24 protein-coding genes are annotated in these 26,582 nt (G+C 68.5%); 17 read left to right on the forward strand and 7 right to left on the reverse strand.

The features are described 5' to 3' along the window. Window positions 1-50: 50 nt before the first annotated feature. Window positions 51-776, reverse strand: coding sequence for a hypothetical protein (locus JEQ17_RS26990; RefSeq protein WP_200397616.1), 726 nt, complete (start codon window positions 774-776; stop codon window positions 51-53). Between the two features lie 463 nt (window positions 777-1,239). On the opposite strand from JEQ17_RS26990, the gene JEQ17_RS26995 reads away from it, so the two are divergent. The 9 genes from JEQ17_RS26995 to JEQ17_RS27035 all read left to right on the forward strand — a co-directional run bounded on the left by JEQ17_RS26995 (window position 1,240) and on the right by JEQ17_RS27035 (window position 7,835). Beyond that, on the forward strand, window positions 1,240-1,959 hold the full coding sequence (locus tag JEQ17_RS26995) for a hypothetical protein (RefSeq protein ID WP_200397617.1): 720 nt from the start codon (window positions 1,240-1,242) through the stop codon (window positions 1,957-1,959). A gap of 23 nt (window positions 1,960-1,982) precedes the next feature. Then, window positions 1,983-2,837 carry a hypothetical protein gene (locus JEQ17_RS27000; protein WP_200397618.1) on the forward strand — a complete coding sequence of 285 codons (855 nt, stop codon included), beginning with the start codon at window positions 1,983-1,985 and terminating at the stop codon, window positions 2,835-2,837. Continuing rightward, the gene (locus JEQ17_RS27005; RefSeq protein ID WP_200397619.1) at window positions 2,834-4,147 is read left to right on the forward strand and encodes a CpaF family protein; all 1,314 of its coding nucleotides are present in this window, start codon (window positions 2,834-2,836) and stop codon (window positions 4,145-4,147) included. The genes JEQ17_RS27000 and JEQ17_RS27005 overlap by 4 nt, the downstream gene beginning before the upstream one ends. Before the next feature lie 31 nt (window positions 4,148-4,178). Then, entirely contained in the window at window positions 4,179-5,138 is a 960-nt protein-coding gene (locus tag JEQ17_RS27010; RefSeq protein ID WP_200401742.1) for a type II secretion system F family protein, read from the forward strand. Further along, the gene (locus tag JEQ17_RS27015) at window positions 5,135-6,061 is read left to right on the forward strand and encodes a type II secretion system F family protein (RefSeq protein WP_200397620.1); all 927 of its coding nucleotides are present in this window, start codon (window positions 5,135-5,137) and stop codon (window positions 6,059-6,061) included. Before JEQ17_RS27010 ends, JEQ17_RS27015 begins: the two co-directional genes overlap by 4 nt. 85 nt (window positions 6,062-6,146) lie before the next feature. Continuing rightward, window positions 6,147-6,398: a hypothetical protein gene (locus JEQ17_RS27020; RefSeq protein WP_055610899.1), complete on the forward strand. Its 252-nt coding sequence runs from the start codon at window positions 6,147-6,149 to the stop codon at window positions 6,396-6,398. Window positions 6,399-6,511: 113 nt separating this feature from the next. After that, window positions 6,512-6,892, forward strand: a complete 381-nt coding sequence (locus JEQ17_RS27025; RefSeq protein WP_234048783.1) for a TadE family protein — start codon at window positions 6,512-6,514, stop codon at window positions 6,890-6,892. Next, window positions 6,892-7,371: a TadE/TadG family type IV pilus assembly protein gene (locus tag JEQ17_RS27030; protein ID WP_200397621.1), complete on the forward strand. Its 480-nt coding sequence runs from the start codon at window positions 6,892-6,894 to the stop codon at window positions 7,369-7,371. Before JEQ17_RS27025 ends, JEQ17_RS27030 begins: the two co-directional genes overlap by 1 nt. Further along, window positions 7,368-7,835: a TadE/TadG family type IV pilus assembly protein gene (locus tag JEQ17_RS27035; RefSeq protein ID WP_383381160.1), complete on the forward strand. Its 468-nt coding sequence runs from the start codon at window positions 7,368-7,370 to the stop codon at window positions 7,833-7,835. The genes JEQ17_RS27030 and JEQ17_RS27035 overlap by 4 nt, the downstream gene beginning before the upstream one ends. 36 nt (window positions 7,836-7,871) lie before the next feature. Here the strand turns inward: JEQ17_RS27035 and JEQ17_RS27040 are convergent, their stop codons facing one another. From JEQ17_RS27040 to JEQ17_RS27055, 4 genes are all read right to left on the reverse strand, one after another. After that, window positions 7,872-8,198 carry a hypothetical protein gene (locus JEQ17_RS27040; RefSeq protein WP_200397622.1) on the reverse strand — a complete coding sequence of 109 codons (327 nt, stop codon included), beginning with the start codon at window positions 8,196-8,198 and terminating at the stop codon, window positions 7,872-7,874. 129 nt (window positions 8,199-8,327) lie between these two features. Beyond that, window positions 8,328-9,347 carry a hypothetical protein gene (locus JEQ17_RS27045; protein ID WP_200397623.1) on the reverse strand — a complete coding sequence of 340 codons (1,020 nt, stop codon included), beginning with the start codon at window positions 9,345-9,347 and terminating at the stop codon, window positions 8,328-8,330. 85 nt (window positions 9,348-9,432) lie between these two features. Beyond that, on the reverse strand, window positions 9,433-10,455 hold the full coding sequence (locus JEQ17_RS27050) for a hypothetical protein (RefSeq protein ID WP_200397624.1): 1,023 nt from the start codon (window positions 10,453-10,455) through the stop codon (window positions 9,433-9,435). A 23-nt stretch (window positions 10,456-10,478) separates the two neighbouring features. Beyond that, the gene (locus JEQ17_RS27055; RefSeq protein ID WP_200397625.1) at window positions 10,479-11,132 is read right to left on the reverse strand and encodes a hypothetical protein; all 654 of its coding nucleotides are present in this window, start codon (window positions 11,130-11,132) and stop codon (window positions 10,479-10,481) included. A gap of 320 nt (window positions 11,133-11,452) precedes the next feature. On the opposite strand from JEQ17_RS27055, the gene JEQ17_RS27060 reads away from it, so the two are divergent. From JEQ17_RS27060 to JEQ17_RS27075, 4 genes are all read left to right on the forward strand, one after another. Continuing rightward, entirely contained in the window at window positions 11,453-14,455 is a 3,003-nt protein-coding gene (locus JEQ17_RS27060; protein ID WP_200397626.1) for a bacterial transcriptional activator domain-containing protein, read from the forward strand. A gap of 120 nt (window positions 14,456-14,575) precedes the next feature. After that, window positions 14,576-15,292, forward strand: a complete 717-nt coding sequence (locus tag JEQ17_RS27065; RefSeq protein ID WP_200401745.1) for a prepilin peptidase — start codon at window positions 14,576-14,578, stop codon at window positions 15,290-15,292. Between the two features lie 94 nt (window positions 15,293-15,386). After that, on the forward strand, window positions 15,387-16,586 hold the full coding sequence (gene mqnC / locus JEQ17_RS27070) for a cyclic dehypoxanthinyl futalosine synthase (protein ID WP_200397627.1): 1,200 nt from the start codon (window positions 15,387-15,389) through the stop codon (window positions 16,584-16,586). 38 nt (window positions 16,587-16,624) lie between these two features. Then, window positions 16,625-17,074, forward strand: a complete 450-nt coding sequence (locus tag JEQ17_RS27075) for an imidazolonepropionase-like domain-containing protein (RefSeq protein ID WP_200397628.1) — start codon at window positions 16,625-16,627, stop codon at window positions 17,072-17,074. A 182-nt stretch (window positions 17,075-17,256) separates the two neighbouring features. Here JEQ17_RS27075 and JEQ17_RS27080 read toward each other — a convergent pair whose 3' ends face one another. Then, a complete protein-coding gene (locus JEQ17_RS27080) occupies window positions 17,257-18,303 on the reverse strand; it encodes a chitinase (RefSeq protein WP_200397629.1) in 1,047 nt (348 codons plus the stop codon). A gap of 176 nt (window positions 18,304-18,479) precedes the next feature. Between JEQ17_RS27080 and JEQ17_RS27085 the strand changes: the two genes are divergently transcribed. From JEQ17_RS27085 to JEQ17_RS27100, 4 genes are all read left to right on the forward strand, one after another. After that, window positions 18,480-18,950 carry a hypothetical protein gene (locus JEQ17_RS27085; protein ID WP_200397630.1) on the forward strand — a complete coding sequence of 157 codons (471 nt, stop codon included), beginning with the start codon at window positions 18,480-18,482 and terminating at the stop codon, window positions 18,948-18,950. Window positions 18,951-18,969: 19 nt separating this feature from the next. Continuing rightward, window positions 18,970-21,330 carry a bifunctional polysaccharide deacetylase/glycosyltransferase family 2 protein gene (locus JEQ17_RS27090; protein ID WP_200397631.1) on the forward strand — a complete coding sequence of 787 codons (2,361 nt, stop codon included), beginning with the start codon at window positions 18,970-18,972 and terminating at the stop codon, window positions 21,328-21,330. Further along, the gene (locus tag JEQ17_RS27095; RefSeq protein WP_200397632.1) at window positions 21,330-22,631 is read left to right on the forward strand and encodes an acyltransferase family protein; all 1,302 of its coding nucleotides are present in this window, start codon (window positions 21,330-21,332) and stop codon (window positions 22,629-22,631) included. The genes JEQ17_RS27090 and JEQ17_RS27095 overlap by 1 nt, the downstream gene beginning before the upstream one ends. A gap of 1,955 nt (window positions 22,632-24,586) precedes the next feature. After that, window positions 24,587-25,462, forward strand: a complete 876-nt coding sequence (locus tag JEQ17_RS27100; protein WP_200397633.1) for a hypothetical protein — start codon at window positions 24,587-24,589, stop codon at window positions 25,460-25,462. 318 nt (window positions 25,463-25,780) lie between these two features. Here the strand turns inward: JEQ17_RS27100 and JEQ17_RS27105 are convergent, their stop codons facing one another. Beyond that, complete coding sequence (locus JEQ17_RS27105) at window positions 25,781-26,263, reverse strand: hypothetical protein (protein WP_200397634.1); 483 nt, start codon at window positions 26,261-26,263, stop codon at window positions 25,781-25,783. Between the last annotated feature and the right edge of the window lie 319 nt (window positions 26,264-26,582).

Below are 26,582 nucleotides of genomic sequence, written 5' to 3' on the forward strand. Positions count from 1 at the left end.
CCGCGCCGGGAGACGCCCCGGGCGGCGGGACCCCGGGCAGCGGCCTCACATCAGCCCAGCTTCGCGTTCTGCGCCTCGACCACCGCCGCGGAGAGCTTCGTGTCGCTCGGGCGTGATTCCGCGATGGCCCTGCCGTCCACCGAGAAGTAGACGGCGATCACGTCGTCGCGGCGTACGGCTGCCGAGTGGAGCGTGTGCGTGGTGCCCAGGACCGTCATCGTGGACTTGAAGGCGAGGGACTCGTCGGCCGCCTTGGTGGTCGGTTCCGCGGTGACCGAGTCGTACGGGCTGGTGCCGCTCTTCGACTTGGCGGTGAAGCCGTCGCCGCAGGAGGCCACCGCCTTGGAGAGGCCGGCCATGGCCGACTCCGCGCCGCCGTCCTCGTAGGCGGTGAGCGTGACGTAGGTGTAGCCGCCGACGAGGCCGCCCTTCGAGGCGACTCGCGTGAGGTCCGCCCGCGGTTCGCCGAGCGGGAGTTGGTTCATCGCGTACGCCAGCGGGGCGCACACCTTCTTGTCCAGGGTCACCTCGTCCGCGGACTTGGCGAAGACGAATTCATCGGTGGGCTTCTCGACGTTGTAGCCACCCACGTCGGCCTTCGTGATCACGAGCTTCGCCAGGCGCTCCGCCGGGGTCACCTTCTTGGTCATGGAAGCCGTGGCCTTGGCCCCCGGCTTGTCGGCCGCGTCCGTCTTCGAGCCGCCGCTCCCGCAAGCGGTCAGTCCGGCGAGCACGGCGACGGAGAGCGCGGAGGCGGCGAGGGCGGATCGCTTCATGTGGGGGAGGGCTCCTTGGGTTCTCGCGACGTGACGGATGGGGCCGTCGGCCGCGCTGTTGAAGACCGGCTGCCGAAGATCGCTGGAGATCCTTCCACGCCCCCACCCCACCCCTGCCCCGCCCCCGTGAGCGAGTAGTGCAGACCTGATGGACGGAGCGTGACGAACGCCCGTCGGACCAGGGCCGGATGATTCGCTGGTGCACAGCGGCAGCCCCGTACGCAGGCCCTTCCTCAACCGGGAACCGAACGCCCCGCGTTGCGCGTGGATAACGTCGGGGCGTGTGAGATTCGAGGCCACGGGCGCGCCTTGAGGGGCTTATGCGCTGCTGATACGGTGCGATGACTTGACACTCAGTCCGGCCGTGGCTATTCGACCAGGTCGGGCGGTACGCCCGGTGCGGCCGAAGTGTTCCAAGTGTCCTGAATGACGAAACCTTCTTGGGTGTACGGGGAGCGGTTGCGTGAAGATCCAGGAGCGTACGGGGGCGGGCAACAACCGTTCCGCTGCGCCGGTTCAGCCGACGATGGGGGAGCGCCTTCCCTCGCCGCCTCGCGAGCGCAAACCCGCGCTGGCCGCGCTCGCGGTCCTGCTGATCCTCGTGGGTGCGCTCGGGGCGACGATGCTGGTGCTGCGCGCGGGCGACCGTATCGAGGTCGTCAAGGTGACCAGCGACATCCAGGCCGGTCAGTCCGTCGGCGACAACGTGGAGTCGGTGCTGGTCGCGGGCGACTCCGGGGTCAACTACATCAAGTGGACCCAGGTCGACACCCTGAAGAAGCTCAAGGCCAAGTCCACGATCTACGGGGGCACCCTCGTCATCGGCGAGATGTTCGGCACCGAGAGCGCACTCCCGGCGGGCAAGGCCATCGTCGGTCTCTCCCTCAAGGAGGGGCAGTACCCGGAGGGCATCGAGCCGGGTGACCTTGTGGCCGCCTACCAGGTCAACAACACCGGTTCCTCGAACTCGGACGACGAGACGGGCACCGGTGGCGCGAGCAGCGGCAGTACGCCGATCGTCTCCGACGCGCGGGTCAACACCGTGCCCTCGACCAAGAGCGACACCACCATCAGCAGCACCAACAAGCGGTACACGGTGACCGTCGACGAGAGCGATGCCGCCGCGCTGGCCCGCGCCGCCGCGGCGAACCAGGTCGCCCTCGTCAAGGTCCCCGGCAACTAGCGGCGAAGAGAGTCACACACACCATGGCCCTCATCGCCCTCGCCGCAGACAAAGGTTCCCCCGGTGTCACCACGGCGGCCGTCGCCCTCGCCGCCGTCTGGCCCCGCAGGGTGCTGCTCGCCGAGACCGACCCGGCCGGCGGCGACCTCGTCTACCGCAGTGCCGCCGCGCACGGCGGGCCGCTGAACCCGAACACCGGCATGCTGTCCATCGCGGCCACCGCCCGCCGTGGCCTCGTACCGGATCAACTCTGGGACCACGTACAGCCGTTGAGCGGTGGGCTCGAAGTGCTCGTCGGGCTCGGGAACGCCGAGCAGGCGGCCGGGCTCGCCGGACTGTGGCCCACGCTCGGCCGGGCCTTCGCGCAGCTCGCCGACTCCCCGCACGCGCCCGCCGACGTCATCGCGGACTGCGGACGGATCAGTGGTGACACCCCGGCCGTCGAGATGTTCTCGCAGGCGGCCCTCGTACTCCTCATCTCCCGCACCGAGCCGGAGGCCATCGCGCGCGTACGCGACCGGGCCGCCGCCCTCGGCGCCAAGCTGCACGGCGGAGCACGCGGTGCGGCCGCCCTCGGCACGCCCCTCATCGGGGTCGTCCTCATCACCGACCCGAGCGAGTCCGGCAAGCTCGTCCACCAGGTCAACGACATGCTGGTGGCCGCGCAGACCGGCGCCCGCGTCGTCGGCACGATCGCCGAAGACCCGGCAGGCGCCGACCAGTTGGCCGGCCGCAGGCGTGGACGGCTCGACAAGTCGCTGCTCATCCGCTCGGCGCGCAAGGTGACCTCGGACCTCTACCAGCAGTTCGGCGCGGCCTGGGCCGTACCGGCGGCCGGCGGTCCGAACAGTCAGCCCACCGCCGGAGCCGGCCGATGACAGCAGTCGACCACCAGCTGGTCAAGCGGTTCCGGCAGGAGGCCGGCGACCGTATCGCCGAGCAGCGCCGGCTCGACCAGGTCTCCGGCGTCACACCGATGTCCAACGAGGACGAGCGGCACTACGCCCGCGCGGTGATAGCCCAGATACTGGAGGAGTACGCCCGTACGGAGATCAACTCCGGGCGTACGCCGCTGGACGCGGAGACCGAGGAGCAGTACGCGGCCGCCGTGCACGCCGCGCTCTTCGGCGTCGGGCGTCTGCAGCCGCTGCTGGACAACCCCGAGGTCGAGAACATCGACATCAACGGGTACGACCAGGTCTTCGTCGGCTACTCGGACGGGCGGGAGGAGAAGGGCGATCCCGTCGCCGAGACCGACGAGGAGCTCATCGAGCTCATCCAGATCCTCGGCGCGTACTCCGGTCTCTCCTCCCGGCCCTTCGACTCCGCGAACCCGCAGCTCGACCTGCGGCTGCCGGACGGGTCCCGACTGTCCGCCGTCATGGACGTGACGCGGCGCCCGGCGCTCTCCATCCGTCGTGCGCGCATGGGCAAGGTCTTCATGTCCGACCTCGTCGGCAACGGCACGCTCACCCCCGATATCGGGCACTTCCTCGCCTGTGCCGTCCGGGCGCGCAAGAACATCATGATCGCGGGCGCGACCAACGCCGGTAAGACCACCCTCCTGAGGGCCCTGGCGAACGAGATCCCGCCGCACGAGCGCCTCATCACCGTCGAGCGCGCCCTGGAGCTCGGGCTCGACACCTTCGCCGATCTGCACCCGAACGTCGTGGCGTTCGAGGAGCGGCTGCCCAACTCCGAGGGCCAGGGCACCATTTCGATGGCGGAACTGGTCCGGCGGTCGCTGCGTATGAACCCCTCGCGCGTCATCGTCGGTGAGGTCCTCGGCGACGAGATCGTGACCATGCTGAACGCGATGTCCCAGGGCAACGACGGCTCGCTGTCCACGATCCACGCCAACAGCTCCAGCGAGGTCTTCAACCGTATTTCCACCTACGCGCTCCAGGCCACCGAGCGGCTGCCCATCGAGGCCAGCCAGATGCTCGTCGCGGGCGCGGTGAACTTCGTCGTGTTCGTACAGCGGCGCAACAACTACCAGACGGGCGGCCGACTCCAGCGCATGGTCACCTCCATCCGTGAGGTCAACGGCGTCGACGGGCGCGTCCTGTCCAGCGAGGTGTTCGCCGAGGCGGCGGACGGCCGGATCGTGCCGCACGCGCCCCTCGCCTGCCTCGAAGACCTGATCCAGCACGGCTATCGCCTGCCCGGCGGCGGGAACTGGGGGTGAGCCGACCATGAACCTCGACGGACTCGGCTCCATGGGCGGGCTGTTCTCCACCACGGTCCTGTACGCGCTCGGGTGCGGCATCGCCGTCGGCGGCGGCCTCGCGCTGTTCGCCGTCGCGGTCCGCGGACTGCCCGCCAAGCCCGAGCACGAGAAGCAGAAGGCCAGCGAACGGGCCTCCGAGCTCGTACGGTTCGCCGGGCAGCGCGGTTCGATCGCGGCCGGCGCCGGCATCGTCGTCCTGCTGCTCACGCGGTGGGCCGTCGCCGGAATCGCGACCGCCGTCCTCGTCTTCTTCTGGGACAAGCTCTTCGGCGGCGCCTCCGAGGAGAAGTCCGCGATGCGCCGCGTGGAGGCCCTCGCCTCCTGGACCGAGTCGCTGCGCGACACCATCGCGGGCGCGGTCGGCCTGGAGCAGGCCATCCCCGCCTCCGCGCGCGCCGCCGCACCGGTCCTGCGCCCGCACCTGGACGCCCTCGTCGACCGACTCCGCTCCCGTACGCCGCTGCCGGAAGCCCTCCAGCAGCTCGCCGACGAGATCGACGACGCGTCCGCCGACATCATCGTGGCCGCCCTGATCCTCAACGCGCGGCTGCGCGGGCCGGGTCTGCGGCAGGTCCTGGGCGCGCTGGCCAAGTCGGCGCGCGAAGAGGTCGACATGCGGCAGAGGGTCATGGCACAGCGCGCTTCGACCCGTCGCTCCGTACAGATCGTCGTCGCCGTCTCGGTCGCCTTCGTCCTCGGCCTGTCGATCTTCAACCGCGAATTCGTCGAGCCGTACGGCACGGCCGTCGGCCAGCTCGTACTCGCCTGTGTCTGCGGCCTGTTCGCGCTCGGCTTCGTATGGCTGCGCAAGCTCTCGACCATCGAGACGCCGGAACGCTTCCTGGTACGGGACGAGTCGGCGGTGCAGTTCGTGCGTCCCCGGACCCCGTCGCCGGCCCAGACACAGGCCCCGGCGCAGACGCTGCCGGAGGAGGGGGTACGCCGATGAACTCGTCCCTGACCATGCCCGTCGTGGTCGGCGCCGTCCTGGGCCTGGGCATCTACGCCCTCGTACGCGCGCTGATGCCGTCCAAGCGCAGCGCGGTCTCACAGGTCGCGCGCATCGACGCGATGCGGGCGCGGGGAGCCGCGTACGAGTCCTCGCACCGCACCGCCGACGCGGGACGGCTCGGCAGCGTACGGGCCGGAGTCGGCGCGCGCGTCTCCGAGCTCTATATGCAGCAGGGCTGGGAGCTGCGGTCGCTGCGGGCCGACCTGGCCGTGCTGGACCGGAGTTGGGAGAACTTCCTCGCGACGAAGGTGCTGCTGGCGGCGGCCGGGCTGTTCTTCGGCCCGTTCATGTTCGCCGTGGTCTGGACGCTCGGCTTCGGCAGCAGCCCTGTCATCCCGGTCTGGCTCGCGCTGATGTTCGCGACCCTCTTCTTCTTCCTGCCGGACCTGGAAGTACGCAGGGACGCGGCGGAGAAGCGGCGTGACCTGCGCCGCGTGATCGGTGCGTATCTGGACCTCGTGTCGATGAGCCTGGCGGGCGGCCGGGGTCTCCCGGAGGCCCTGATGGCCGCCGCCGAGGTCTCCGACGGCTGGGCCACGCAGCGCATCCGTAATGCGCTCGCGGACGCCCGGATCACCGGCATCAGCCAGTGGCAGGCGCTCGGCTCACTGGGCGAGGACCTGGGGGTCGAGGAACTGAAGGACCTCTCCGCCTCCCTGGCGCTCGTCGCGGACGACGGCGCGAAGGTGCGCGAGTCGCTCGCCTCCCGGGCCGAGACGATGCGGCACCGCGAACTCGCCGAGATCGAGGGCAGCGCGGGTGAGAAGTCGCAGTCGATGCTCGTCGCGCAGCTGCTGCTCTGCGCGGGCTTCCTCGTCTTCCTGATCTTCCCGGCGGCGATGCGTGTGTTCCAGGTCTGAGTCCGGTACCGACAACTGCATCCCCGAACTGCTCCGAAACGACTCGAGAACTGACTCGAGAACAGTCTTGAGAGGACAACTCACCATGAACGGACGGAACTTCAGCACCGGGATCCCGGGGGTGGACTTCCTGATCACCTTCCTCCAGGGCCGGGTGCAGCGCGCCCGCTCCGGCGAGCTCGACCGTGGTGCGTCCGCGGTGGAGTGGGTGATCATCTCGGCGGTCGTCGTGGCGATCGTCGGCGTGGTCGCCGCGATCATCAACGCCGCGCTGAGCGACGGCGCCAACAAGGTCGGCGACTGCATCAAGGGCGCGGACGCGGGCAGCACCTGCTGATTCCGCTTTCCGACTCTCGTCCCTCTCATATCTCTCATACGGGGTAACTGGTGAGCGTACGACGCTGGGTACGCCGCCGGGTGGAGGCCGCCTCCACCCGCGGCGACTCCGGCATGACCGCGATCGAGTTCGTGCTGCTCACGCCCGTGCTCTTCTTCATGATCTTCGCCACCGTGCAGTTCGCGCTGTACTTCTTCGCCGACCACGTGGCCCAGGCGGCGGCCCAGGCCGGCGCCCGCAAGGCTCGCGCCACGGCCGACGAACAGCCGGGCGCGTGGCGGGGCGAGGCACGGGACGTCGTCGACAGCTACATCGCGCAGCTGGGGCCGCAGCTGGTGCTCTCCCCGCAGGTGGAGATGCTCCAGCCGGAGCAGAACACGGTGGGCGTGGAGATCACGGCGAAGGTGCCGTCGGTGTTTCCGGGGCTGGACATGACGGTGCACGCGCAGTCCTCGGGACCGGTGGAGCGGTTCGTGCAGGAGGAGGGCAACTGATGGGTGCGCTTCCTGCCCGGGTGCGCTCGGCGGCCTGGGACTTGGTGCGGCGGCGGGCTCGTGCCGTCACCGTGGCCGCCGCGGGTGCCCGTGACCGGGGGCTGTCCACCATCGAGGTGGTCATCCTGGCCCCGGTGATGATCCTCTTCATCCTGGTCCTCGTGGCCTTCGGGCAGCTGGTGGACGGGCGTGGTGCGATCGACGGCGCCGCGCGGGACGCGGCCCGGGCCGGTTCGATCCAGAAGAACCACGCCATCGCCATGTCCGAGGCCCGCAAGGCGGCCGCCGCGGACCTCGGCGACGTCTGCTCGGGTCCCGTGACCGTCAACCAGACGAGCGCGGGCTTCGAGCCCGACACCATCTTCACGGTCGAGGTGAGCTGTGAGGTGCGGGGCCTGGCGATGCTCGGCCTCGACGTCCCCACGACGCTGACCGCGAGCTTCAGTTCGCCGATCGACCCCCTGCGGAGGGCCGCGTGAACATCCAGCCCGCCGTACGCGACTGGGTCTCCGCCCGCCGCACACGGCTCGACGACCGGGGTTCCGGTGCCGGAGCGGTCATCATCTTCGCCCTGGTCTTCCTGTCCCTGTCGGCCTTCGTCATCGACGGCGGCCTGTCGATCTCCAAGCGGGAACGCGCCGCCGACATCGCCGAACAGGCCGCCCGGTACGCGGCCCAGGACATCGACCGCGAGGCCCTGTACGAGAACGAGGGCGGCCCCGCCCCCATCCTCTTCGAGAACTGCGGCGCCCGGGTCAAGGCCTTCGCCCAGGAGATGGGCATGACCGGCGCGGACATCGCCGCCACCCACTGCGTCGCCGCCAACGCCGACGAGGTCGAGGTGGAGGTCCAGCTCACGTACTCGCCGGTCTTCACGGGGATGTTCTACGGCGGGGATGTGACGGTCCGGGGGCGGGCGGTGGCGGAGAACGAGGTCGGCTGACAACGAGGTCGGCTGACAACGCCCCTGCGGGGCGGCCTACTTGCCGCCCTCGCCGCCCTTGCCGTCGGACTTCACGCCCTCGGAGACCTGCTTGGCCAGGTCGTCGTCCAGCTTCTTGAACTCCCGGACGACGGCCTCGGACATCTGGGCCAGCGCGTCGAGCTGCTGGTTGATGTCCTCGCGGCCGTCCTCCCAGTTGGACTCGAAGTCCTCCAGCTTGTCGTAGACGCCGCCGTCACCGATGTCGTCCTTGTAGGACTCGAAGAGCTTCTTGGTGTGGTTCATCCGCGACTTGATGTCACGCAGCCGGGTGCCGTAGTCCTCCAGCTCACTGAGCGGCAGCGCGAGGTCGGGCTTGCCCATGTGCGTTCCCCCTGTGATGTCCGTGCCTCGTGATGTCTACCGATACGAAGGTACCCGTACCCGCGTCGTAGATGCCGTACGGGATTGGCTTCGGCGGCGGTGCGGGACGGCCGCCGCCGGCCCCTTCGACTACTTCGAGTCCGTCATCCGGTACTCGTACGCGATCACCGAGGGCTTGCCCGACTTCGGCAGGGTGGCGAGTGTCATGCCCTGGAAGGTGTCGGTGACGAGGGCGCGCTTGGCCGGGTTGTAGACCGACTCCTCCTTGTTCGGGGTGATCTCGAAGCTGCCCATGTACTGCTGCTTGAGGAGCGTTTCCTGGGTGTGGGCGGTCGGGACGACCGCGAGCACGCCGCCGTCGGCCAGCCGCAGCGCGTAAGTCGTCCCGTACGCCGGGTCCTTGGCGAAGAACTTCTTGGTCGCCCACTTGGCCAGGTTGCCCTTGTCGCGCTCGTTGTAGAGCTTGAGGGCGCCCTTGGCCGGGTCCGTGGTGTGGGAGATCGCGGTGCCGGCCTTCTTCCCACCGGTCTCGTACAGGTCCTCGAACGCGGCGCTCACGTCGTCCGGGGCCAGGGCTCCGACACGGGTGGAGGGGGCTACGGCGGTGGCGAGACCGTGGTTGTTGGTATCGATCGCCGGGATCGGTGCCTCGCTGTAGACCGCGGACACCAGCTTCCAGGCGCCGCCGTCCTTGTCGAAGACCAGGAGGGCGGGGGTCTTGGATCCGCTGGCGGTGGCCTTGACGGCGAACCAGTCCTCACCCGCGGGGAGGTAGTACGTACGGTCCTGGTAGGAGAAGGGCTTCTCGTAGTCGCTCTGGTCCGCCTTCGTCCAGGTGCCGAAGGTCTTGTAGTCGGCCTTGCTCTGCTCGTGGAGCTGACCGCCTTCGACCGTCGCCAGCAGTTTGGCGTTCCGCGTCTTGTTCGCCTTGCCGTTGACAGCCGCGTAGTTGTCGACGATCTTCGCCGCCTGCTCGCGGGTCACGGCGCCCTTGGGGGCGGCGGAGGCGGACTCTTTCGTGCCGGCCTTCCCGTCGTCCTCGTCCGCGGTGCCGCCGCACCCGGTGAGAGCGACGGTGGAGGTCAGACCGAGCATCAGCAGAGCGATACCGGTCGTGCGTGCGGCGCGTGCGGGGTGGGGGGATGCCATGGTGTGGGCGTCTCTTCTTCTGTTGTGGGGTGTCGGAGAGAGAAATGACTGCCGGGAAGGGCTGCCACGAAGGGGTGGCCGCGCGTCAGCGGTTGATCGACTGGATTTCCTGGACGTTCATGTCCTGCGTGGTCTCGAAGGTGCCGTCGGGCAGGTCACCGCCCGCGCCGCCGGAGCCCTCCCAGGTGATCTGCCAGGTGACGGAGGCACTGAGCTCGTACGGCTTGCCGCTGGAGGCGCGAAGGTACGTGATGCCGCAGGGCGGGGTCTTGTCGGCCTCCCCCTTCACATACGGGGTACCGATCGAACCGTCCTCGTTGATCTCGCAGTCACCGCCCGCGGGGTAGGTCTCCGCGTCCTCCGTGCCCGGTTCCAGATGCAGGGCGACCGGCTTCGCCGTCGTCTCCGCCCAGAGGTTGGTGTTCGGCAACTCTGCGCGGACCTTGACCTCCTGGAACGTGCCCTTGTCCAGCCAGACCCAGGTCGGGAGGTTCACCGTGGACTCGGCCTCCGGCTTCAACTCGATCTCGGTGTCCGGGACCTTGACCTTGTCGTACGCGTAGTCGGCGAGGGTCTTCGCAGTGGGGGCGTCCGGTACGTCGGGGATCTCGCCGGCGTCCTGCCAGAACATGAGGCGGTTGCACTTCGACGTGTCGTCGATGGCGGTGACGTCGGGAGCGACTCCGCGCCAGAAGTAGCCGTCCTGGTCGAGGTTGTAGTTCTTGTAGCCCTTCACACTCGACGGGGTGCCGAAGTAGTTACTGGCGTCCTTCTCGTCCTTGAAGTGCTCGGTCCACAGGCGCGATCCGATCCAGCCCTGGCGGAGGCTGACGTCACCACTGCCGTCGGTCTCCGAGAAGGTCTTCAGCTGGGCTGGAGTGAAGACGGGCTCGTACCAGCAGGGCGGTGGCTTCCAGTTCACGTCCGTCGACGAGAGCGCGCCCCGCTTTCCGCCGGTGGGGCCGCTGATCTGGGTGACCTTGATCCGAGACTGGGAGACGGAGGCGGAGACCACCTTGTCGGTGGCTTCGCCTCTCGTGTCGGAGCCGCCGAACGCGTTGGCGGGAGTGGAGCCCAGGAGCGCCGCGACAAGTGACGTGGCGATCACAAGTAGTCCGTTGCGCCACGGTGTCACTTTGTGCACCCGCCCCTCTTCGACGTGACGGACGCGTTTTGCCACACCCCCTGAGCGCTCTCTCTCAGCGTGACGACGTACACGACCTCCGGGTCTGTGCCTGCGGGATTCCCCACTTCCTTGCCCGTCTTACGGTTCTTTGTGTACGCCTTGCTCTCGTCTGTGCAGTAGCGGAGGGACGCCGTCCTGCCGTCGCCGCTGTCGACCAAGGTGACTTTGGGATCGAAGGCGGGCAGTTCGCCGATGACGGTGACGTTCTTGTCCGTGTAGGACTTGATCCACTTCTTGCTCTGCGGCAGGCCGGTCTCGGTGTCGTAGAAGGCGAGGGCTTCGCTGTCCGGGTCGTTCGCGATGATCGCCGCGTACCCCGCCCGGAGCTCCTCCTTTGCGTCGTCCAGCACCGCCTGCTCCTTGGAGTCGCTGCTGGTCCAACTCTCGAAGGTCAGCTTGAAGCTGCTCGGGATCGTGATCTCGGGGCGCTCGACCTTGGAGGACCCGGAGGAGGACGCCGAAGCCGACGGACTGCCCGACCCCTTGTCCGCCCCCTTGATGTCGTCCGACGACGAATCGTCGCCCCCGCCACAAGCGGTCAGCAGAAGCGCCGCGGTGGCGGCGAGCGCGGCAGCGGTGGTCACGGTGCGGCGGGCCACGGGTGTACTCCCCCTGTATAAGGCATGTGTGCAACAGAGAACGAAGCTACCAGGGGCACGTAGAGGGCCTCGGGGCAGCGCTGGGGGATTGTGTGGGGATCGTGAGATCTGTGACGTGACAGTTGCGAAGGGCTCGAAGCCCAGCCGTGGAACGGCGGACACCCGAATGGAAATCGCGGGCATAGGGGGCGGCCGGTGAGGAATCGGTCAGGCGCAGGAACTCCTCCTCTCCCAGCCCTTCGACACCCTCAATAAGATCTAAGTAGGCTCAGCACACCCCCGCTCTCCCTCCCTCCACACACGACACCAGGACACCCGCCATGGCGCGACGTACCACTTCCAACTCGACGGGAAGCTCGCCGGGTCCGAGGAATCGGACGCCGCAGCCCTTGCCTCGGCGGCGCCGTACGGTCGGGGACTTTCTGAAGGCGTTTCTCGCCTTCGTGGCCCTGCTCGTGCTGCTCATCGGGGTGCCCGGGGCGCTGGCCTCGCAGATCGGATGGCCGCTGCCGAGCGGTTCGCCGAGTCTGGACTGGCTCCAGAAAGAGATCAGCGTCGATACGTTCATCAATACGCTGACCGTCGTCGTCTGGTTCGCCTGGGCCCAGTTCACCGCGTGCGTGCTCGTCGAGGTGAAAGCCGCCCTGTCGGGTGTCGGGCTGCCGAACCGCGTGCCCGGCGCCGGCCCGAGCCAGCTGCTCGCGCGCCAGCTCGTCGCCGCCCTGCTGCTCGTCGGCGCGACCGCGGCGAGCTTCACTCCGGGGCTGTCGCAGCTCGGGCAGCAGCTGGACGGCAACCAGCGGCCGGCCGCCGCGGCCGCGCAGCAGACGCCGGGCGGGCTCCTCGGCCAGCAGCAGGAGCAGGCCGCCTCGACGGCCGCCGCCCTCGCCGAGCAGGCCGCCAGTGCCGCCGCCCACGCCGAGAGCGGGACCGGCGCCCACGCCTCCGACGACGACACGAAGTTCTACCGGATCCAGCCCCCCGAGGGCCGCCACCACGACTCCCTCTGGGAGGTCGCGGAGCGCCACCTCGGCGACGGGCGCCGGTACAAGGAGATCTACCAGCTCAACAAGGACCGTACGCAGCCCGACGGTTCGAAGCTCTCCGAGGCCAGCCTCATCCGGCCCGGCTGGATCATGGAGATGCCCGGCGACGCCCGCGGCGGCGAGCTGGTGGAGATGCCCGACGAGGCCCCGAAGGTTTCGGAGGAAGTGCAGCAGCAGATCTCCGACTACGCCCGGACCGGCGGTGCCGAGGGCGCCGGCGGTCAGCAGGGCGGCGGGTCCGGGTCCCTCGACCGCGACACCGCCCACATCAGCCTTCCCGAGCAGCGGCCCGCCCCCGACCAGGGACACCAGCAGGGTCAGGACGGGCAGCGGGAGCGGCAGGGTCAGGGGCAGGAGCACGCCGCCCCTGCCGCCGGGGAAGACGGCGGGTTCGGGCTGCCGCAGGCACTGCTCGGCGCGCCCCTTCTCGCCGCCGGTCTCCTCGGCGCCCTCGGCCGGCGCCGCCGTCAGGCCCTGTGGCAGTCCGCCCTCGGTGCCGTCGGCGGGCGGCGCGGTATGGAACCGCCCACGCCCACCGGCGCCGCCGCCGACGCGCAGGACGCGCTGCTGGTGGGGGCCGACCCCGAGGGCGTACGCCTTCTCGACCTCTCCCTGCGCGGGCTCGCCGCGTCGCTCGCGGGCGAGTCCCGCCCGCTGCCGACCGTCTACGCGGCCTGGATGAGCGGCAACGGCGACCTGCACCTCCAGCTCGCCCAGCCCGCCGGAAAGCCGCCGGCCCCCTGGCAGCTCGGGCAGGACCAGACGTTCTGGATGCTCGCGAGGGCGGACGCCGAGCGGTACGAGGACGTCGACACGGCAGCTCCCTACCCCGGCCTCGTCAGCCTCGGCACGATGGACGACTCGCGGCTCCTCCTCAACCTGGAGGCCGTGCCCGGCATCGTCTCGCTGAGCGGCCGCGAGCAGGACCGGGCGGGTGTGTTCGCCTCCGTGGCCGCCGAGTTGGCCACCAACGGCTGGTCCGACCGCATGACGATCACCCTCGTCGGCTTCGGTGAGGACCTCACGCCTCTCGCGCCCAACCGGCTCCGCCACCTCGACGACATCGAGGCGCTCGTGGAGACCATGGAGGCCGAGACGCGGCAGCGGCGCGGTGCGCTGGGTGCGGCGGGGCACGACTCGGTACTCACCGGCCGTACGGGGCCTGCCCAGCACACACGTTGGGCCCCGCACCTCGTACTGCTCGCCGCCGAGCCGTCCGCCGAGGACGCCGTCACGCTCGCCGAACTGGCCGCCGACGCGAGCCGGTTGGGCATCGGGTACCTCGTCGGCACGCAGTCGGGCGATCTGCCCGGTGCCGCCTGGGAGATGGAGATCACCAGCGAGGGCAAGCTCCTCGCGCCGCTCCTCGGCCTCGAACTCGACGCGCAGCTCCTGCCGGTCTCCCAGCAGCGGGCCGTCGTCGAGCTGTTCACCGACGCCGACCCCGAGCGCGACGACGACCGCCCGACCACCGCCCCGCCGTTCCTCGTCGACATCAGTGAGCAGGGGCGTCCCGCGGTGTACGCGCGGCTCGTCGGCCCGTACGAGATCATTGGCCTCGAAACGCCGGACGGTGAGCGCAGCCCGCTGCTGCACGAGGCGTTGGCGCTGCTGCTTCTGCACCGGGAGGGTGTGCATCCTCGGGTGCTGTCCTCCGCCTTGTGGCCGCGCGGGGTCACCGACGACGTGCGGGACGCGCTCGTCGAGCGGCTGCGCGCCTGGCTCGGCAACGACCCGGACGGGACGGCGCGGCTCGGCACCGACTCGACCGGGCGGCTCAAGCTCGCCAAGTCCGTCGTGTCCGACCTGGACGTGCTGCGGTCGCTGTACCACGAGGCCACGCAGGGGCGGGGCGCCAACAGCCGTGCCGTGCGCGGGCGTCTGCTGACCGACGCGCTGGTGCTGGTGCGGGGGCCGTTGCTGGCCGAGCGGCCGGCCGGGCGGTACGGGTGGCTGACCCACGAGATCATCGACGCCCAACTGCCCCTGCTCGTCGCGGACATCGGGCTCGCCCTGTCCGCGTTCCACCTGGAGAAGGGCCGGGCGGAGAAGGCGATCGAGGCGTTGAACGCGGCGCTCGGCTCCGCGCCGGGCGATGAGCGGTTGTGGAACGAGTTGCTTCGGGCGACGCATGCGACGGGTGACAGCGACCGCCTGAAGCGGCTCGCTGCCGATCTGGTGGCGCGCAGCGGGGCTCGTGGGCTGCCGCCCAGGACCGAGGCCCTGCTGGACGAACTGCTTCCTGCTTGGCGGAGTGGTGTTGCTGCCGTCGGATGAGTGGGGGTTGGCTGACAGGGCGCCCGGAGCTGATGGCTGTGCCCACCCGTTCCGCCCTGCGGAACGCCTGCCCACAGTGGTGGCGGTGGCGGTAGCAGTGGGGAGCGTTCCGTGGATCTCATGCTGATTCTCGGTGCCGCCCTTTGGGGCGGCGCCATCGGCGTGTTCATCCCACGCCCCGCGCACCGCTTCTCCGTTGCCCCCGATGAGCCGTGGCAGACGCGGTGTCCCGAAGGGCACCTCATCGGTGGCTGGGTCGGTCTGGCCCGTTGTCGGGAGTGTGGGGGGCGGGCGTACGGGCCCAGTACCCCCCTCGTCGCCCTCGCGACCGCCCTCGTCTGCGGGGTGCTGGCCGCGGCGACCGGTACGCGGCCCGAGCTGGGCGTCTGGCTGTTGCTCGCGCCGCTCGGCGCTCTGCTCGCCGTCGTGGACTTCACGGTGCAGCGGCTGCCGGACGTGCTGACGCTGTCGCTCGCGGGAGCCGCGCTGGTCCTGCTCGCGGGGGCGGCCGCCGCGCCCGAGAACGCCGGGGACTGGCTGACCGCGCTGTACGGAGCCCTCGCCCTCGGCGGCGGCTACTTCGTGCTCTTCCTCATCAACCCCAACGGCATGGGCTTCGGCGACGTGAAGCTCGCACTCGGTCTCGGGGCAGCCCTCGGCTGGTACGGCTGGGGCGCCCTGTTGCTCGGCACCTTCGCCGGGTTCCTGTTCGGCGGGCTGTACGGGCTGGGTCTCGTCGTCGTCCGCAGGGCCGGGCGCAAGACCTCCATGCCGTTCGGGCCCTTCCTGATCGCGGGCGCCCTCGTGGGCCTGCTGATCGGGGCGTACGCGGCCTGACGTCGGGTGATCAGGTTGCCTGGCGTCGGGTGATCACATTGCCTGGCGTACGCTGGATCAGTCCGTCCACACCCCTATGAAAGGGACCGCTCCGGTGACCGAGAAGGCCGACCTTCAGTCCGTCCTCGACCGTGCCGCCGAGGGTGGGCGGATCACCCCGGAAGAGGCGCTCGACCTCTACCGCGACGCCCCGCTGCACGCGCTCGGCGCCGCCGCCGACGCCGTACGCCGCCGTCGGTACGCCGGTACGGAGCACATCGCGACGTACATCATCGAGCGCAACATCAACTACACGAACGTCTGCGTCACGGCGTGCAAGTTCTGCGCCTTCTACGCGCCGCCCAAGGACACCGCCAAGGGCTGGACGCGGGATCTGGACGACATCCTGCGCCGCTGCGCGGAGACCGTCGAGCTCGGCGGGACGCAGATCATGTTCCAGGGCGGGCACCACCCGGACTTCGGCGTCGAGTACTACGAGAAGCACTTCGCCGCGATCAAGGCCGCCTACCCGCAGCTCGTCATCCACAGCCTGGGGGCGAGCGAGGTCGAGCACATGGCCCGTATCTCCAAGGTGTCGGTGGAGGAGGCCATCTCGCGGATCCACGCCGCCGGGCTCGACTCCTTCGCCGGTGCCGGTGCCGAGCTGCTGCCCGCCCGGCCCCGCAAGGCCATCGCCCCGCTCAAGGAGAGCGGCGAGCGCTGGCTGGAGATCATGGAGGCCGCGCACAACCTGGGCGTCGAGTCCACGTCCACCATGCTCATGGGCACCGGCGAGACCAACGCCGAGCGCATCGAGCACCTGCGGATGATCCGTGACGTACAGGACCGGACGGGTGGCTTCCGGGCCTTCATCCCGTACACGTACCAGCCCGAGAACAACCACCTCAAGGGCCGTACGCAGGCCACTCTCTTCGAGTACCTGCGGATGATCGCCATCGCGCGGCTCTTCATGGACAACATCGCCCACATCCAGGGTTCCTGGCTGACGACGGGCAAGGAGGTCGGTCAGCTCTCCCTGCACTACGGCGCCGACGACCTCGGCTCGATCATGCTGGAGGAGAACGTGGTGTCGTCCGCCGGCGCCAAGCACCGCTCCAACCGCATGGAGATCATCGACCTGATCCGCAAGGCCGGCCGCGTCCCGGCCCAGCGGGCCACGACGTACGAGCACCTCGTCGTCCACGACGACCCGGCGAACGACCCGGTCGACGAGCGGGTCCAGTCCCACATCTCCTCGACGGCGATCGAGGGCGGCACGGCCCACCCGGAGCTGAAGCTCCTCGCCTCCAACTAGGGCTCCAGGGATCCAACGGGCTCTCAACCGGTCTTGCTGTGCTGACGATTCACGCCGCGGACGAGCTGCGGTACGCCTGGGACGACCCCGATCCGGTCACGGACGGGGCCGTCGCCGTGGACGGTGACCGGGTCGCCGCGACGGGGTCGCTCGCCGACCTTCAGGAACGCTTCCCGGGTGCGCGTGTGCGGCGTTGGCCCGGTGTCCTCGGGCCGGGTCTCGTCCTTGAGGGGCCGCTTCCGGACGCGCCGACGCCCCGCGAGCGGGTGCACTCCGTGTTGAAGCGGGGGGTGGTCGCCGTGCCGACCGAGTACCTCCGCACACCCGAGGTGAGGGCGGCCGCCGAGCGCAATGGTCTGATCGTTCTGTCAGCGGCCCGCCCCGCGGCGATCGTGGCCGGGGGCCGGGCCGATCTCGCGGTCTTCGACGAGGACGGGGCGTGCGTGGCGACTGTTTGTGCGGGGCGCCTTGTGCACAGGCGTCGTTGAGCTTTCTGTTGTCTTGCGGGTGCGGGTCCGTCGTGGCTGGTCGCGCAGTTCCCCGCGCCCCTAAAGACAAAGGCCGGCGCCCCTGCCTTTCGCTTTTTTGGGGGCGGTAGCCCTTGCCTTTAAGGGACGCGGGGAACTGCGCGACCAGCCCCCACACACCCGCACCCGAAATGTGACCGCAATCACCCGGTGAACGCCTCGGCGAAATCACCGGCCCCCTGATCCACCCCACTGCAATTCGTCGCCGCGTCATCCGAAGACGCATCGTCACCTTCACACGGCTGGTCCCGGAACGTGGACCACATCGACACCCACGCCACCCCCTTCTCCTCCGCGAACGAGCGAACCTGCGCCGCGTCGGACAGGGAGAACGTCTCGTTGTCCACGTCGTTGACGCCGATCATCGAAGTGAGGGCGAGCCCCTTCCAGGCCCCGGCGTCCGACAGCCCGAAGACGTCCTGCAGTTGATCGTGGGCGGCCTCGGCCGACGTCTCGGCGTAGTCGCCCATGTCCTCGTCGTACGAACTGCCGTAGTTCATGGTCATGATGTTGACCGTGGAGACCTGGACGCCGTTGTCGTTGGCGGATTCCAGCAGCGCCAGGCTGTCGTTGTCGAGCCCGGACGGCATCACGGGCAGGGTGAAGGTGACCGCGAGGTCGGAGCGCTCCTTCTGGAGCAGGGCGATCGCCTCGGAGCGCAGCGCGACCGAGTCGGAGTCGGTCAACTGCTTGCCCTCGATGTCGAAGTCGGCCTCCGTCGCCCCGGCGGCGTCGAGCGCGGCCCCGTAGGCCTCGGCCAGTTCGGAGGCGCTGTCGCAGGTCGAGGCGAGCTCCTTGCCGGAGGCGCCGCCGAAGGAGACGCGCACGGCTCCACCGGACTCCGTGAGCGCCGATATACGGGACTTGACCGCCGAGTCGCCGATGGCCGTCGTGCCGTTCCACTTCGGCGTGCAGCTGCTGCCGCCCGCGATGACGAAGGCCAGGTTGTACGTGGCCGGGGAGCCGGCCGAGTCATTGTCGGAAGCGGTGGTGGCGCTGACGTACGGGGCGTACGCGGTGGTCGCCGAGGCCGAGGCCGATGGCGACTCCGCCCCCGCCCCCGCCCCCGCCGCCGACGGCTGTGAGGACGACGATGACGACGACTCCGAGTCCGGTTCCGAGGAGCACCCGGCGCAGGTCAGGGCCGCCAGACAGACGAACCCGGCAGTCGGCTTGAGGAAACTCCGCATTGCGTTTGCACCGCTCTCTGGTTCACGTCGTGGACTGAAAACGTCTCACAGGCGACCGCGGTGCACGAAGCCGAGCCGAACTCTCTCAGGGAAACGACAGGATCAGGCATTTCTCATGGCTGTCTCACAAGGAAATCAGAGTTTCGGACACATAAAGGCTGCCTAATATCCGGGGAATGCATTCCGAGCCTGCCATCGAATCCCGCGCCGCTGGGCGCGGCCGCCGCCGCAAACGCGGCAACGGGTCCAACGGGTCCGAAGACGGACCCGTGTTCGTTGACAACTCCGGGCGCAGAGCCAAGCTGCTGCGCCGGATCGGTCTCCTCCTGGGCGTCGTCTGCGTCGGGTACGCGGTCGTGCTCGGCATGGCGTTCATGGGCTGGGGCCCCTCACTCTCCCCGTCCTCGCTGCTGCCCTTCGGGGGCGGCGGCCCGGGCAACCAGAACTCCCGGCCCGGCGGCGGTGTCCAGCCGCAGGGCGGCACCGGCACGCCGCCCGCGCAGCCCACCGGCGTCCCGCCCACGGGCGTCGCCACCGGCGCCCCGCCGGCCGGAGCCGCACCCACCGCCGCCCCGTCGGCGTCCGCGGATCCCGCCTCCGTCTCCGCTCCGTCCGCGTCCGCCTCGGCGGCCGCGGACGCCAACTGACCGGAACGCACTCACACTCATGGCTACCACGACGCCCTCGCGCGGCCGCAGGCGTGCCCCGTCCCGGATGACCCGGGCCGCGGGCAAGGCCGCGGCGCTGCAGAAACCGCGTGTCATCCTCGCCCTGCTGCTCCTTCTCGCACTCACCAGCGTGATGCTGCTCGACGGCTATCTGCGCGCCGAGGTCGGCGGCGACGAGCGCGTACGCAGCAACGCCAGTTCGAGCAAGGTCCCCGACAAGGTCCTCGACGGCGGGCCGATCCTCTCCTTCCGGGGCGGCGAGGCGCAGAGCCAGTCCGTCCCCGAGAAGACCATCGCCCTCACCTTCGACGACGGTCCCAATCCCACCTGGACTCCGCAGATCCTCAAGATCCTGGAGGCGAACGACGTCCCGGGCACGTTCTTCGTCGTCGGCTCGATGGTGTCGCGCTATCCGAGCATCGTGAAGGACCTGGTGGACCAGGGCAACGAGATCGGCATCCACACCTTCACGCACGTCGACCTCTCGTACCAGAGCGACGACCGGATCGCCCGCGAGATGGACCAGACACAGCTCGCGCTCGCGGGCGCGGCGGGCATCACGACCACGCTGTTCCGTGCTCCGTACTCCTCCGAGGCGGACGCCATCGACAACTACAGCTGGCCCGTCTACAAGAAGCTCGGCGAGGAGGGCTACACCAGCGTCTTCGTCGACACCGACAGCGACGACTGGAAGCGCCCTGGCGTCTCGAAGATCATCAAGTGGGCCACGCCGTCGAAGAACAAGGGCGCCTCGGTCCTCTTCCACGACGCGGGCGGCGAGCGTTCACAGACGGTCAAGGCGCTCGGGACGTACATCAAGAAGATGAAGGCGAAGGGCTACACCTTCACCACCATCAGCGGCGCCATCCGGCAGGGGAACGGCCAGAACGCCGAGAACGCTCAGAGTGGCCAGGCCGCCCAGAACGGTCAGCAGCCCGGCAGTGAGCAGGGCGAGCAGGGTGAGCAGGCGGGCGGGGTGGCCCCCGGCGGCCAACAGGGCCAGCTGCCCGGCCAGTCGGGGCAAGCGGGCCAGGCCGGGGGAGTGAACAGCCTCCAGGCCGCCCACCGCACAGCCACCGGCACCACCCTCTACGAAGGCAAGGCCCTGGTCGCGGCCGTCGCCGTCGCGGAGTGGACCGTACCGGGGCTGGCGACCGGGCTCGCCGTCGTCGGCGTGGCCGTCATGGGCCGCTTCGGGATGATGCTGATCCTCGCCCGCAGGCACTACCGGCAGCGCAACAAACGCCGGTTCAGCTGGGGCACGCCCATCACCCGCCCCGTCAGCGTGATCGTGCCCGCGTACAACGAGAAGGAGTGCATCGCCAACACCCTCAAGTCGCTGGCGCGGAGCACGCATCCGATCGAGGTCATCGTGGTCGACGACGGGTCGACGGACAACACGTCCGAGATCGCGCGCAGCGCCGCCGAGTCCTTCGGCATGACGAACGTCCGGGTCATCCGCCAGGAGAACGCGGGCAAGCCGGCCGCCCTCAACAACGGTGTCCGCAGCGCCAGTTACGACATCGTGGTGATGATGGACGGCGACACCGTCTTCGAGGCGGACACCGTACGGCAGTTGGTGCAGCCCTTCGCCGACCCCGAGGTCGGCGCGGTCGCGGGCAACGCCAAGGTCGGCAACCGCGACACGGTCATCGGCGCCTGGCAGCACATCGAGTACGTGATGGGCTTCAACCTCGACCGCCGCATGTACGACCTGCTGCGCTGCATGCCCACCATCCCGGGCGCGATCGGCGCGTTCCGCCGGGAGGCCGTGCTCGCGGTCGGCGGGATGAGCGAGGACACGCTCGCCGAGGACACCGACATCACCATCGCCATGCACCGGCAGGGCTGGCGGGTCGTCTACCAGGAGCACGCCAAGGCCTGGACGGAGGCGCCGGGTTCGCTGAAGCAGCTCTGGTCGCAGCGCTACCGCTGGTCGTACGGGACGATGCAGGCGCTGTGGAAGCACCGCAAGTCCCTTACGGACAAGGGGCCTTCGGGCCGCTTCGGCCGGGTCGGCATGCCGCTCGTCGTCATCTTCCAGATCGTCACGCCGGTCTTCGCCCCGCTCATCGACGTGTTCACCCTCTACTCGATGATCTTCATCGACTTCAAGGCGGCCCTGCTCGCCTGGCTGGCCGTCCTCTGCGTCCAACTCGTCTGCGCGGCCTACGCGTTCCGGCTGGACCACGAGAAGTACCGCTATCTGCTGATGATGCCGCTGCAGCAGCTCGCGTACCGCCAGATGATGTATCTCGTCCTCATCCACTCCTGCATCACCGCCCTCACCGGCGGCCGCCTGCGCTGGCAGAAACTGAAGCGCACGGGCGAGGTCGGCACCCCGGCGGGGGTCGGCTGATGAGCTGGGGGACGGATCAGCCGGGCCATCCGCAGGACCATCCACAGGGCTACGGCTACGGGTACGGCCAGCCGCAACAGCCGTACGGCCAGCCGCAGTACGGCGGCCGGCCGTACCCCCAGCAGTACGCCGGCCACGACCAGCAGTGGTACGCACCGGAGTACGTACCGGAGCAGGCGACGGCGGACTACACGGCGCACCCCGCGCCGGAACCGGAGACGGAGCCGGAGCCGGAGCCCGAACCGGTCCCCGACGCACCGCCGAAGCCCGTCGGCCGTGACCGCTACTTCGACACCCTCCGCGCGGTCGCCCTGGTCCGCGTCGTCACGTACCACACCTTCGGCTGGGCCTGGGCGGGCATGGTCTTCCCCTCCATGGGGATCATGTTCGCGCTGGCCGGCACGCTGATGGCGAAGTCGCTCGAACGGCCCGCCCTCAAGGTGATCAGGAGCCGGATCCGCCGGCTTCTGCCGCCCTTCTGGTTCTGGGGCTTCTTCGTCGTGGTCGCGATGCTGATCCACGGCTGGATGCCCGGCTGGCAGATCGTCTACTGGATCGTGCCGCTCGGCGATCCGCCGGGCAACGCGTGGGGCGAGCAGGCCTGGGAGATCCTCTGGTACCTGCGGACGTACCTGTGGTTCGTCCTGCTCTCGCCCCTGCTCCTGAGGGTGTTCAGGCTGGCCCCGGTCGGGGTCCTCGTCCTCTCTCTCGCCCCGATCCTGGTCGTCCACTTCCTGTGGGAGCCGCCGGACAACCGCTTCGGGAGCGCGCTCACCGACCTGGCCACCTTCCTCTTCTGCTGGATCCTCGGCTTCGCGCACCGCGACGGCGTCCTGCAGCGGCTGAAGCCGTTCGCCGTCGTCGTCCTCTCGCTCGCCGCGATCGGCTACGGCGGCTGGTACGCCTTCACGCACCAGGCCGAGACGGGTTCGTACGACCTCGACGACATCCCGCTCGCGCAGGCCTTCTGGTCGGCGGGGTTCGTGACGCTCCTGATGTACGCGAAGGCGCACTTCCGGATCGACTTCGCCGGGCCGGCCCACTTCAGGCGCCTCGACCGGATCGTGACGATCTTCAACGCCCGTGCCGTGACCCTCTACCTCTGGCACGAGATCGCACTGATCCTGGCCGTCCCGCTGATCGACCAGTTCTGGAACGTGCCGGCCTTCGAGACGTATCTGCCGCTGGAGAGCCAGTGGTTCATGTTCGGCATCGGCTGGATCCTCATCGCCGTGTTCATCCTGCTCTGCGGCTGGGTGGAGGACGTGGCGGCGAAGAAGAAGCCGAGGCTCCTGCCCTGAGGGGCGTTGCGAGAGCCGCCCTCGCGGCGGCGTTCCGACCGGCGTACGGGCCGGGTGCTGGAGAGAGACGCGGACTGTCACGACGGGTTGGGTGTCTGACCTGTACGTTTCCTGTCTGCGCGCCCCTGCGACACTCAACTTCGCCGCGTATTTGCCGGAAGGGGTCGTTCCGCACGTCCAACGCCCGAGGCGAGAGCAGTATGCCAAGAGGGCTGCAACACCCCGCGGATGGGTGTTGCAGCCCTCTGGACCGGACACCCCGGACACTGTCCCTTTAGGGCTGTCCGATGCATTCACCCAGGTCAGGGCGGCAAGCGGACAGTCAGATACATGGACGCTGCTCTGGAGGCCGATGGTTGTGTCGATGGCTACTGAACGGGGGTAGGCCAGCCATGTGGCCCGCAGGTGATCGAATTTGGGTTACGCCTGTCGGGGAACCACATGCCAGGCATCGGTCCAGTCCTTCTGGCGGCACTCCAAGACCCTCTCTCGCTCCCGAGCCCGCGCAACTGCCCGCATATACGGCTTGTGCGCTGTCATTCCGAGTGTTACCGCTGCACCTATGAGAGCGGCAGCGATCATTAGCAGGGGCAGGGCGTACAGCGCAATCCATGTCGCCATAGCAGCTAGCCCGACCGCGAGTAGGTAGAGCAAACCCGATGTCGCTTTCAGCAGCGCATCAACCCGCCGCTCAGCGTAATGGCGGTCTAGTTCTGCCTGAGGTGGTGGCGGCATGTTGTTGGTGGGCAGCGTAGGGTCGGCCATGTGCGGTTCTCCTTAGCGTGACCGCACGAGAGGGCTTCGGGCGACGGAACCTTGGCAGTGACTGCGCTCGAAGCCCTTCGTGCTGCTGGCCCCCGGAGAGCTCTTGTTGTCCGACACGGGCACCGCAGTTGGCGGTAAGCGGTCGGCCATGTGAGCGATGAGCTCCAGGAGGCATCTTCAAGTCATCAGCCTGAGGTGACCCCAGTTCTCTCGATGTCAGCAAATGGCTGACGCCGGTCAGGCACCCTGCTGCTATGAGCCCATCAACCTACGAAGAGCGGATGCGGAACCTGCTCGTATACCGGTCTTCGGCCGCACTGTCCCTTGCCGACGCGCTCAGAAACCTTGCTGACCCTCTGTCAGAAACTGCGAGCGACCCGAAGTTCTGGCCAGGCATTCGCACAACGGTCAATGATCTGGAAGCGTCGAACTGTGCAGTGTTCAGACAGGGGGGCATGTCCTGGGACGCTCTCGCAAGCTTCTACAGCGTGTCGAAGCAGTCGCTGCATCGTCGGCTCTCCGCTAGAGCTGATGTAGCGGTAGTGAACGCTCAGAGATTTGCAGAGATCTACGAGTCGGATCTGCGGCTCGGGGCAAGGCTTCTTGCGCGCCCTGCCCCGACAGCCGAAGACATGTTGGATGCCGCTGGATTTCTAGCTCCAGTATGGGATCGTCGGCGCCATACACCCCTTTGGTGGTGGGATGACAGCGACTATGAATAGATCTCAATCGATGACGTAGCCCCGGGTGTTGCAGCCCTCTGGATCGGACACACCAGGCACTGTCCCTTTGTGGGTGTCCGGTCCATCCATGCAGTTCTGAGCCCTAACCAGACAGTCGCCCACGTGGGACACAGTGTGGTGCCCTCGCTGCGCGGTGTGCTGTGCCGTGGTTACCGTCTTGCTGCACGCTTACGTGTCCGTCAGCAAATCCTGAAACTGAGGGCAGTCGATCGCGTGCCACTCCGGCACGAGAATCTCATCAGCGTTCGTGACGACCTCCGCCCAGATCTCGTACGGCGTGCCGAGAGGGCTGCGGCACTCGGGGGCAGCTCTCTGGACCGGACGCATCCCAGATCTTGGACGCTCCGTGATTTTGCCTCTAGGGCGGCAGTGGTCGCTATTCGGCATGCGCGGATGACGCCGATATTCCTTCTGACTTCGGGTTGCTGGCCGGTACGCTCACCGGATATGACCAGTGCGCCGCGCCCACGCTTCTCCGTCCGTGCGGGCCTCGTCGACCGTGTCGACGAAGGCCCCTTCGCGGATGTGCCTCCCCACCTTGCCTCACCCCTGCAGGAGTGGGTGCGGGAAACGCTGTCCCCCCGCGGATACCCGGATGAGGAGGCCGCACGGGTGCTATGCCTGCGTTTGCGCCTCACGGTGACAGCCAACCGAACCTACAGTCATACCGAGGCGCTTACATCGGTGCGGGGGGCGGCTCTCCTCGATGTGGTAGACGCGTTGCTGGCCTACCACGCGCAGAAGTGGCCAGCCAATGGTTCCAAGAGGGACTACACCATGGCGGTGACCCTGAGCCAGATCCTCGATGAAGGTGGTTCTGCGTACAGGATTAGCGAAGACCTCGATGGTCTGGAAGAACGTGTAACCGCTGCGGTCCGTGATGCCGTCCGTCAGACACTTGTCGACGCAGCGGCCAGGACCTCCGCTGGATCTGCCGCCGACCACCTTGCGAGCGCATGGAGTGCTGCGTACGGCCGGCTCCCGGATCCGGAGCGGGCGTACGGCGAGGCGATCAAGGCGGTCGAGTCTGCCGCGCACGTCGTCATCGAGCCGAACAACACGAAGGCGACGCTGGGGACCATGCTCGGAGTCCTGCGTAACGCTCCTGCGAAGTTCACCACCGCGCTCTTTACCCCGGCAGGGAAGGACCCGATCAGCCTGGTGGAAGCGATGATGCGGGCCTTGTGGGAGGGGCAGACCTCACGGCATGGCGCACAGACCGGCACTGTGCCCGAGACTCTTGAGGCCGCGCGGGCCGGTGTTCACCTTGCCGCCACGCTCGTGCAGTGGTTCACATCCGGCGTGGTGACTCGCAAGCCGTGAGGCCATCGAGCAAGGCCGCGGCTGCTGGAATACCGGCGGGCGACCTCCATCAACTCGACTTCCCGGGTGTGTCTCACAGGACCTGGGCGAGAGCAGCATGCCGAGAAGGCTGCAACACCCAGCGCCTTTTGCTGCAGCCCAATGGACCGGACACACCGGACACTGGCTCTTTGAGGGTGTCCGGTCCGTTTACGCAGGCTAGGGCTTTAGTCGGACAGTCGGACACACCGCGAGGCCGTTCGACGCTTGCACGTGCATGCGCCACGCTGGTTGCCGTGGCGCTCGCAGGCTCACGCGGCGGGTGCTCAGGCATCGGTATCAGCGGGTAGTCTCGTCGTCCGCGGCTGGAACAGAGCCCATGGGATACCTATCGCGGATCAACTCCACAAGATCACGTTGCACTTGGCTTAAGGAGCGGAAAGCCTCAGTGGTTTCGGCCAGTGCTGCTAGCAACGTCTCCCGGTCGCGTGTCTTCGCGACTTCAGCACGGTTCTGCTCGACCCACTCCTTGCGTCGCAACACCGATTTCTCGAAAGACGAAAGCAGGTCAGGGCAGTAAATCTGCATCATGCTGCGCAGACTTCGCCGCTTGGCTTGCAGGCGTTTCTGACGGCGCCAGCGCTGAGTCAGTGGAGCAGGCTGCTCGAAGCGGTTGCGAAGTTCCTTAGTGATCTCCTCGACGTACCCGGATCGGCCGTGCGTGACACGCCACCCAGTAGTCATGTTCGACAAACTTGCAAGAACCCTTATTTCTTGCCGGTTTGGCTCGCCTTCCCTGAGGCGAGCCATCAAGTAGTCCATGGTATGGACAGTTGCGGTGCACCAATCATTTAAGATCGCGTGCAGCTCCATGAGCGCTTCGTGGAACGTGGGCCACTCGGGGTCTTTGGCACCTTGGTTCTTGAGCCCCTTTGCTACGGCGCTAGCGGTACGTGCGACGACGGTCGCTTCTGGACCTGGCAGCATGGCCCCCCCGGGGCTCTGTAGGTAGGGCAAGTGTGCCTAGCGCCTGTTCCGGGCGCCAGATGGTGACTACGTCTTTGCTTGGCTGCAATACTCGGTCAGCCTTGCCGGCCGCTACTTCCGTCCGTGGCGCCTTGCGGGCGGCGAGTCCGTCATG

This window comes from Streptomyces liliifuscus (assembly GCF_016598615.1).
In the GTDB taxonomy this organism is placed as follows: domain Bacteria; phylum Actinomycetota; class Actinomycetes; order Streptomycetales; family Streptomycetaceae; genus Streptomyces; species Streptomyces liliifuscus.

Coding starts and splice junctions, on each gene's coding strand:
- JEQ17_RS26990 (WP_200397616.1), bottom strand. CDS start 776: ATGAAGCGATCCGCCCTCGCCGCCTCCGCGCTCTCCGTCGCCGTGCTC.
- JEQ17_RS27000 (WP_200397618.1), top strand. CDS start 1,983: ATGGCCCTCATCGCCCTCGCCGCAGACAAAGGTTCCCCCGGTGTCACC.
- JEQ17_RS27005 (WP_200397619.1), top strand. CDS start 2,834: ATGACAGCAGTCGACCACCAGCTGGTCAAGCGGTTCCGGCAGGAGGCC.
- JEQ17_RS27010 (WP_200401742.1), top strand. CDS start 4,179: ATGGGCGGGCTGTTCTCCACCACGGTCCTGTACGCGCTCGGGTGCGGC.
- JEQ17_RS27015 (WP_200397620.1), top strand. CDS start 5,135: ATGAACTCGTCCCTGACCATGCCCGTCGTGGTCGGCGCCGTCCTGGGC.
- JEQ17_RS27020 (WP_055610899.1), top strand. CDS start 6,147: ATGAACGGACGGAACTTCAGCACCGGGATCCCGGGGGTGGACTTCCTG.
- JEQ17_RS27025 (WP_234048783.1), top strand. CDS start 6,512: ATGACCGCGATCGAGTTCGTGCTGCTCACGCCCGTGCTCTTCTTCATG.
- JEQ17_RS27030 (WP_200397621.1), top strand. CDS start 6,892: ATGGGTGCGCTTCCTGCCCGGGTGCGCTCGGCGGCCTGGGACTTGGTG.
- JEQ17_RS27040 (WP_200397622.1), bottom strand. CDS start 8,198: ATGGGCAAGCCCGACCTCGCGCTGCCGCTCAGTGAGCTGGAGGACTAC.
- JEQ17_RS27045 (WP_200397623.1), bottom strand. CDS start 9,347: ATGGCATCCCCCCACCCCGCACGCGCCGCACGCACGACCGGTATCGCT.
- JEQ17_RS27060 (WP_200397626.1), top strand. CDS start 11,453: ATGGCGCGACGTACCACTTCCAACTCGACGGGAAGCTCGCCGGGTCCG.
- JEQ17_RS27065 (WP_200401745.1), top strand. CDS start 14,576: ATGCTGATTCTCGGTGCCGCCCTTTGGGGCGGCGCCATCGGCGTGTTC.
- JEQ17_RS27080 (WP_200397629.1), bottom strand. CDS start 18,303: ATGCGGAGTTTCCTCAAGCCGACTGCCGGGTTCGTCTGTCTGGCGGCC.
- JEQ17_RS27085 (WP_200397630.1), top strand. CDS start 18,480: ATGCATTCCGAGCCTGCCATCGAATCCCGCGCCGCTGGGCGCGGCCGC.
- JEQ17_RS27090 (WP_200397631.1), top strand. CDS start 18,970: ATGGCTACCACGACGCCCTCGCGCGGCCGCAGGCGTGCCCCGTCCCGG.
- JEQ17_RS27095 (WP_200397632.1), top strand. CDS start 21,330: ATGAGCTGGGGGACGGATCAGCCGGGCCATCCGCAGGACCATCCACAG.
- JEQ17_RS27100 (WP_200397633.1), top strand. CDS start 24,587: ATGACCAGTGCGCCGCGCCCACGCTTCTCCGTCCGTGCGGGCCTCGTC.
- JEQ17_RS27105 (WP_200397634.1), bottom strand. CDS start 26,263: ATGGACTACTTGATGGCTCGCCTCAGGGAAGGCGAGCCAAACCGGCAA.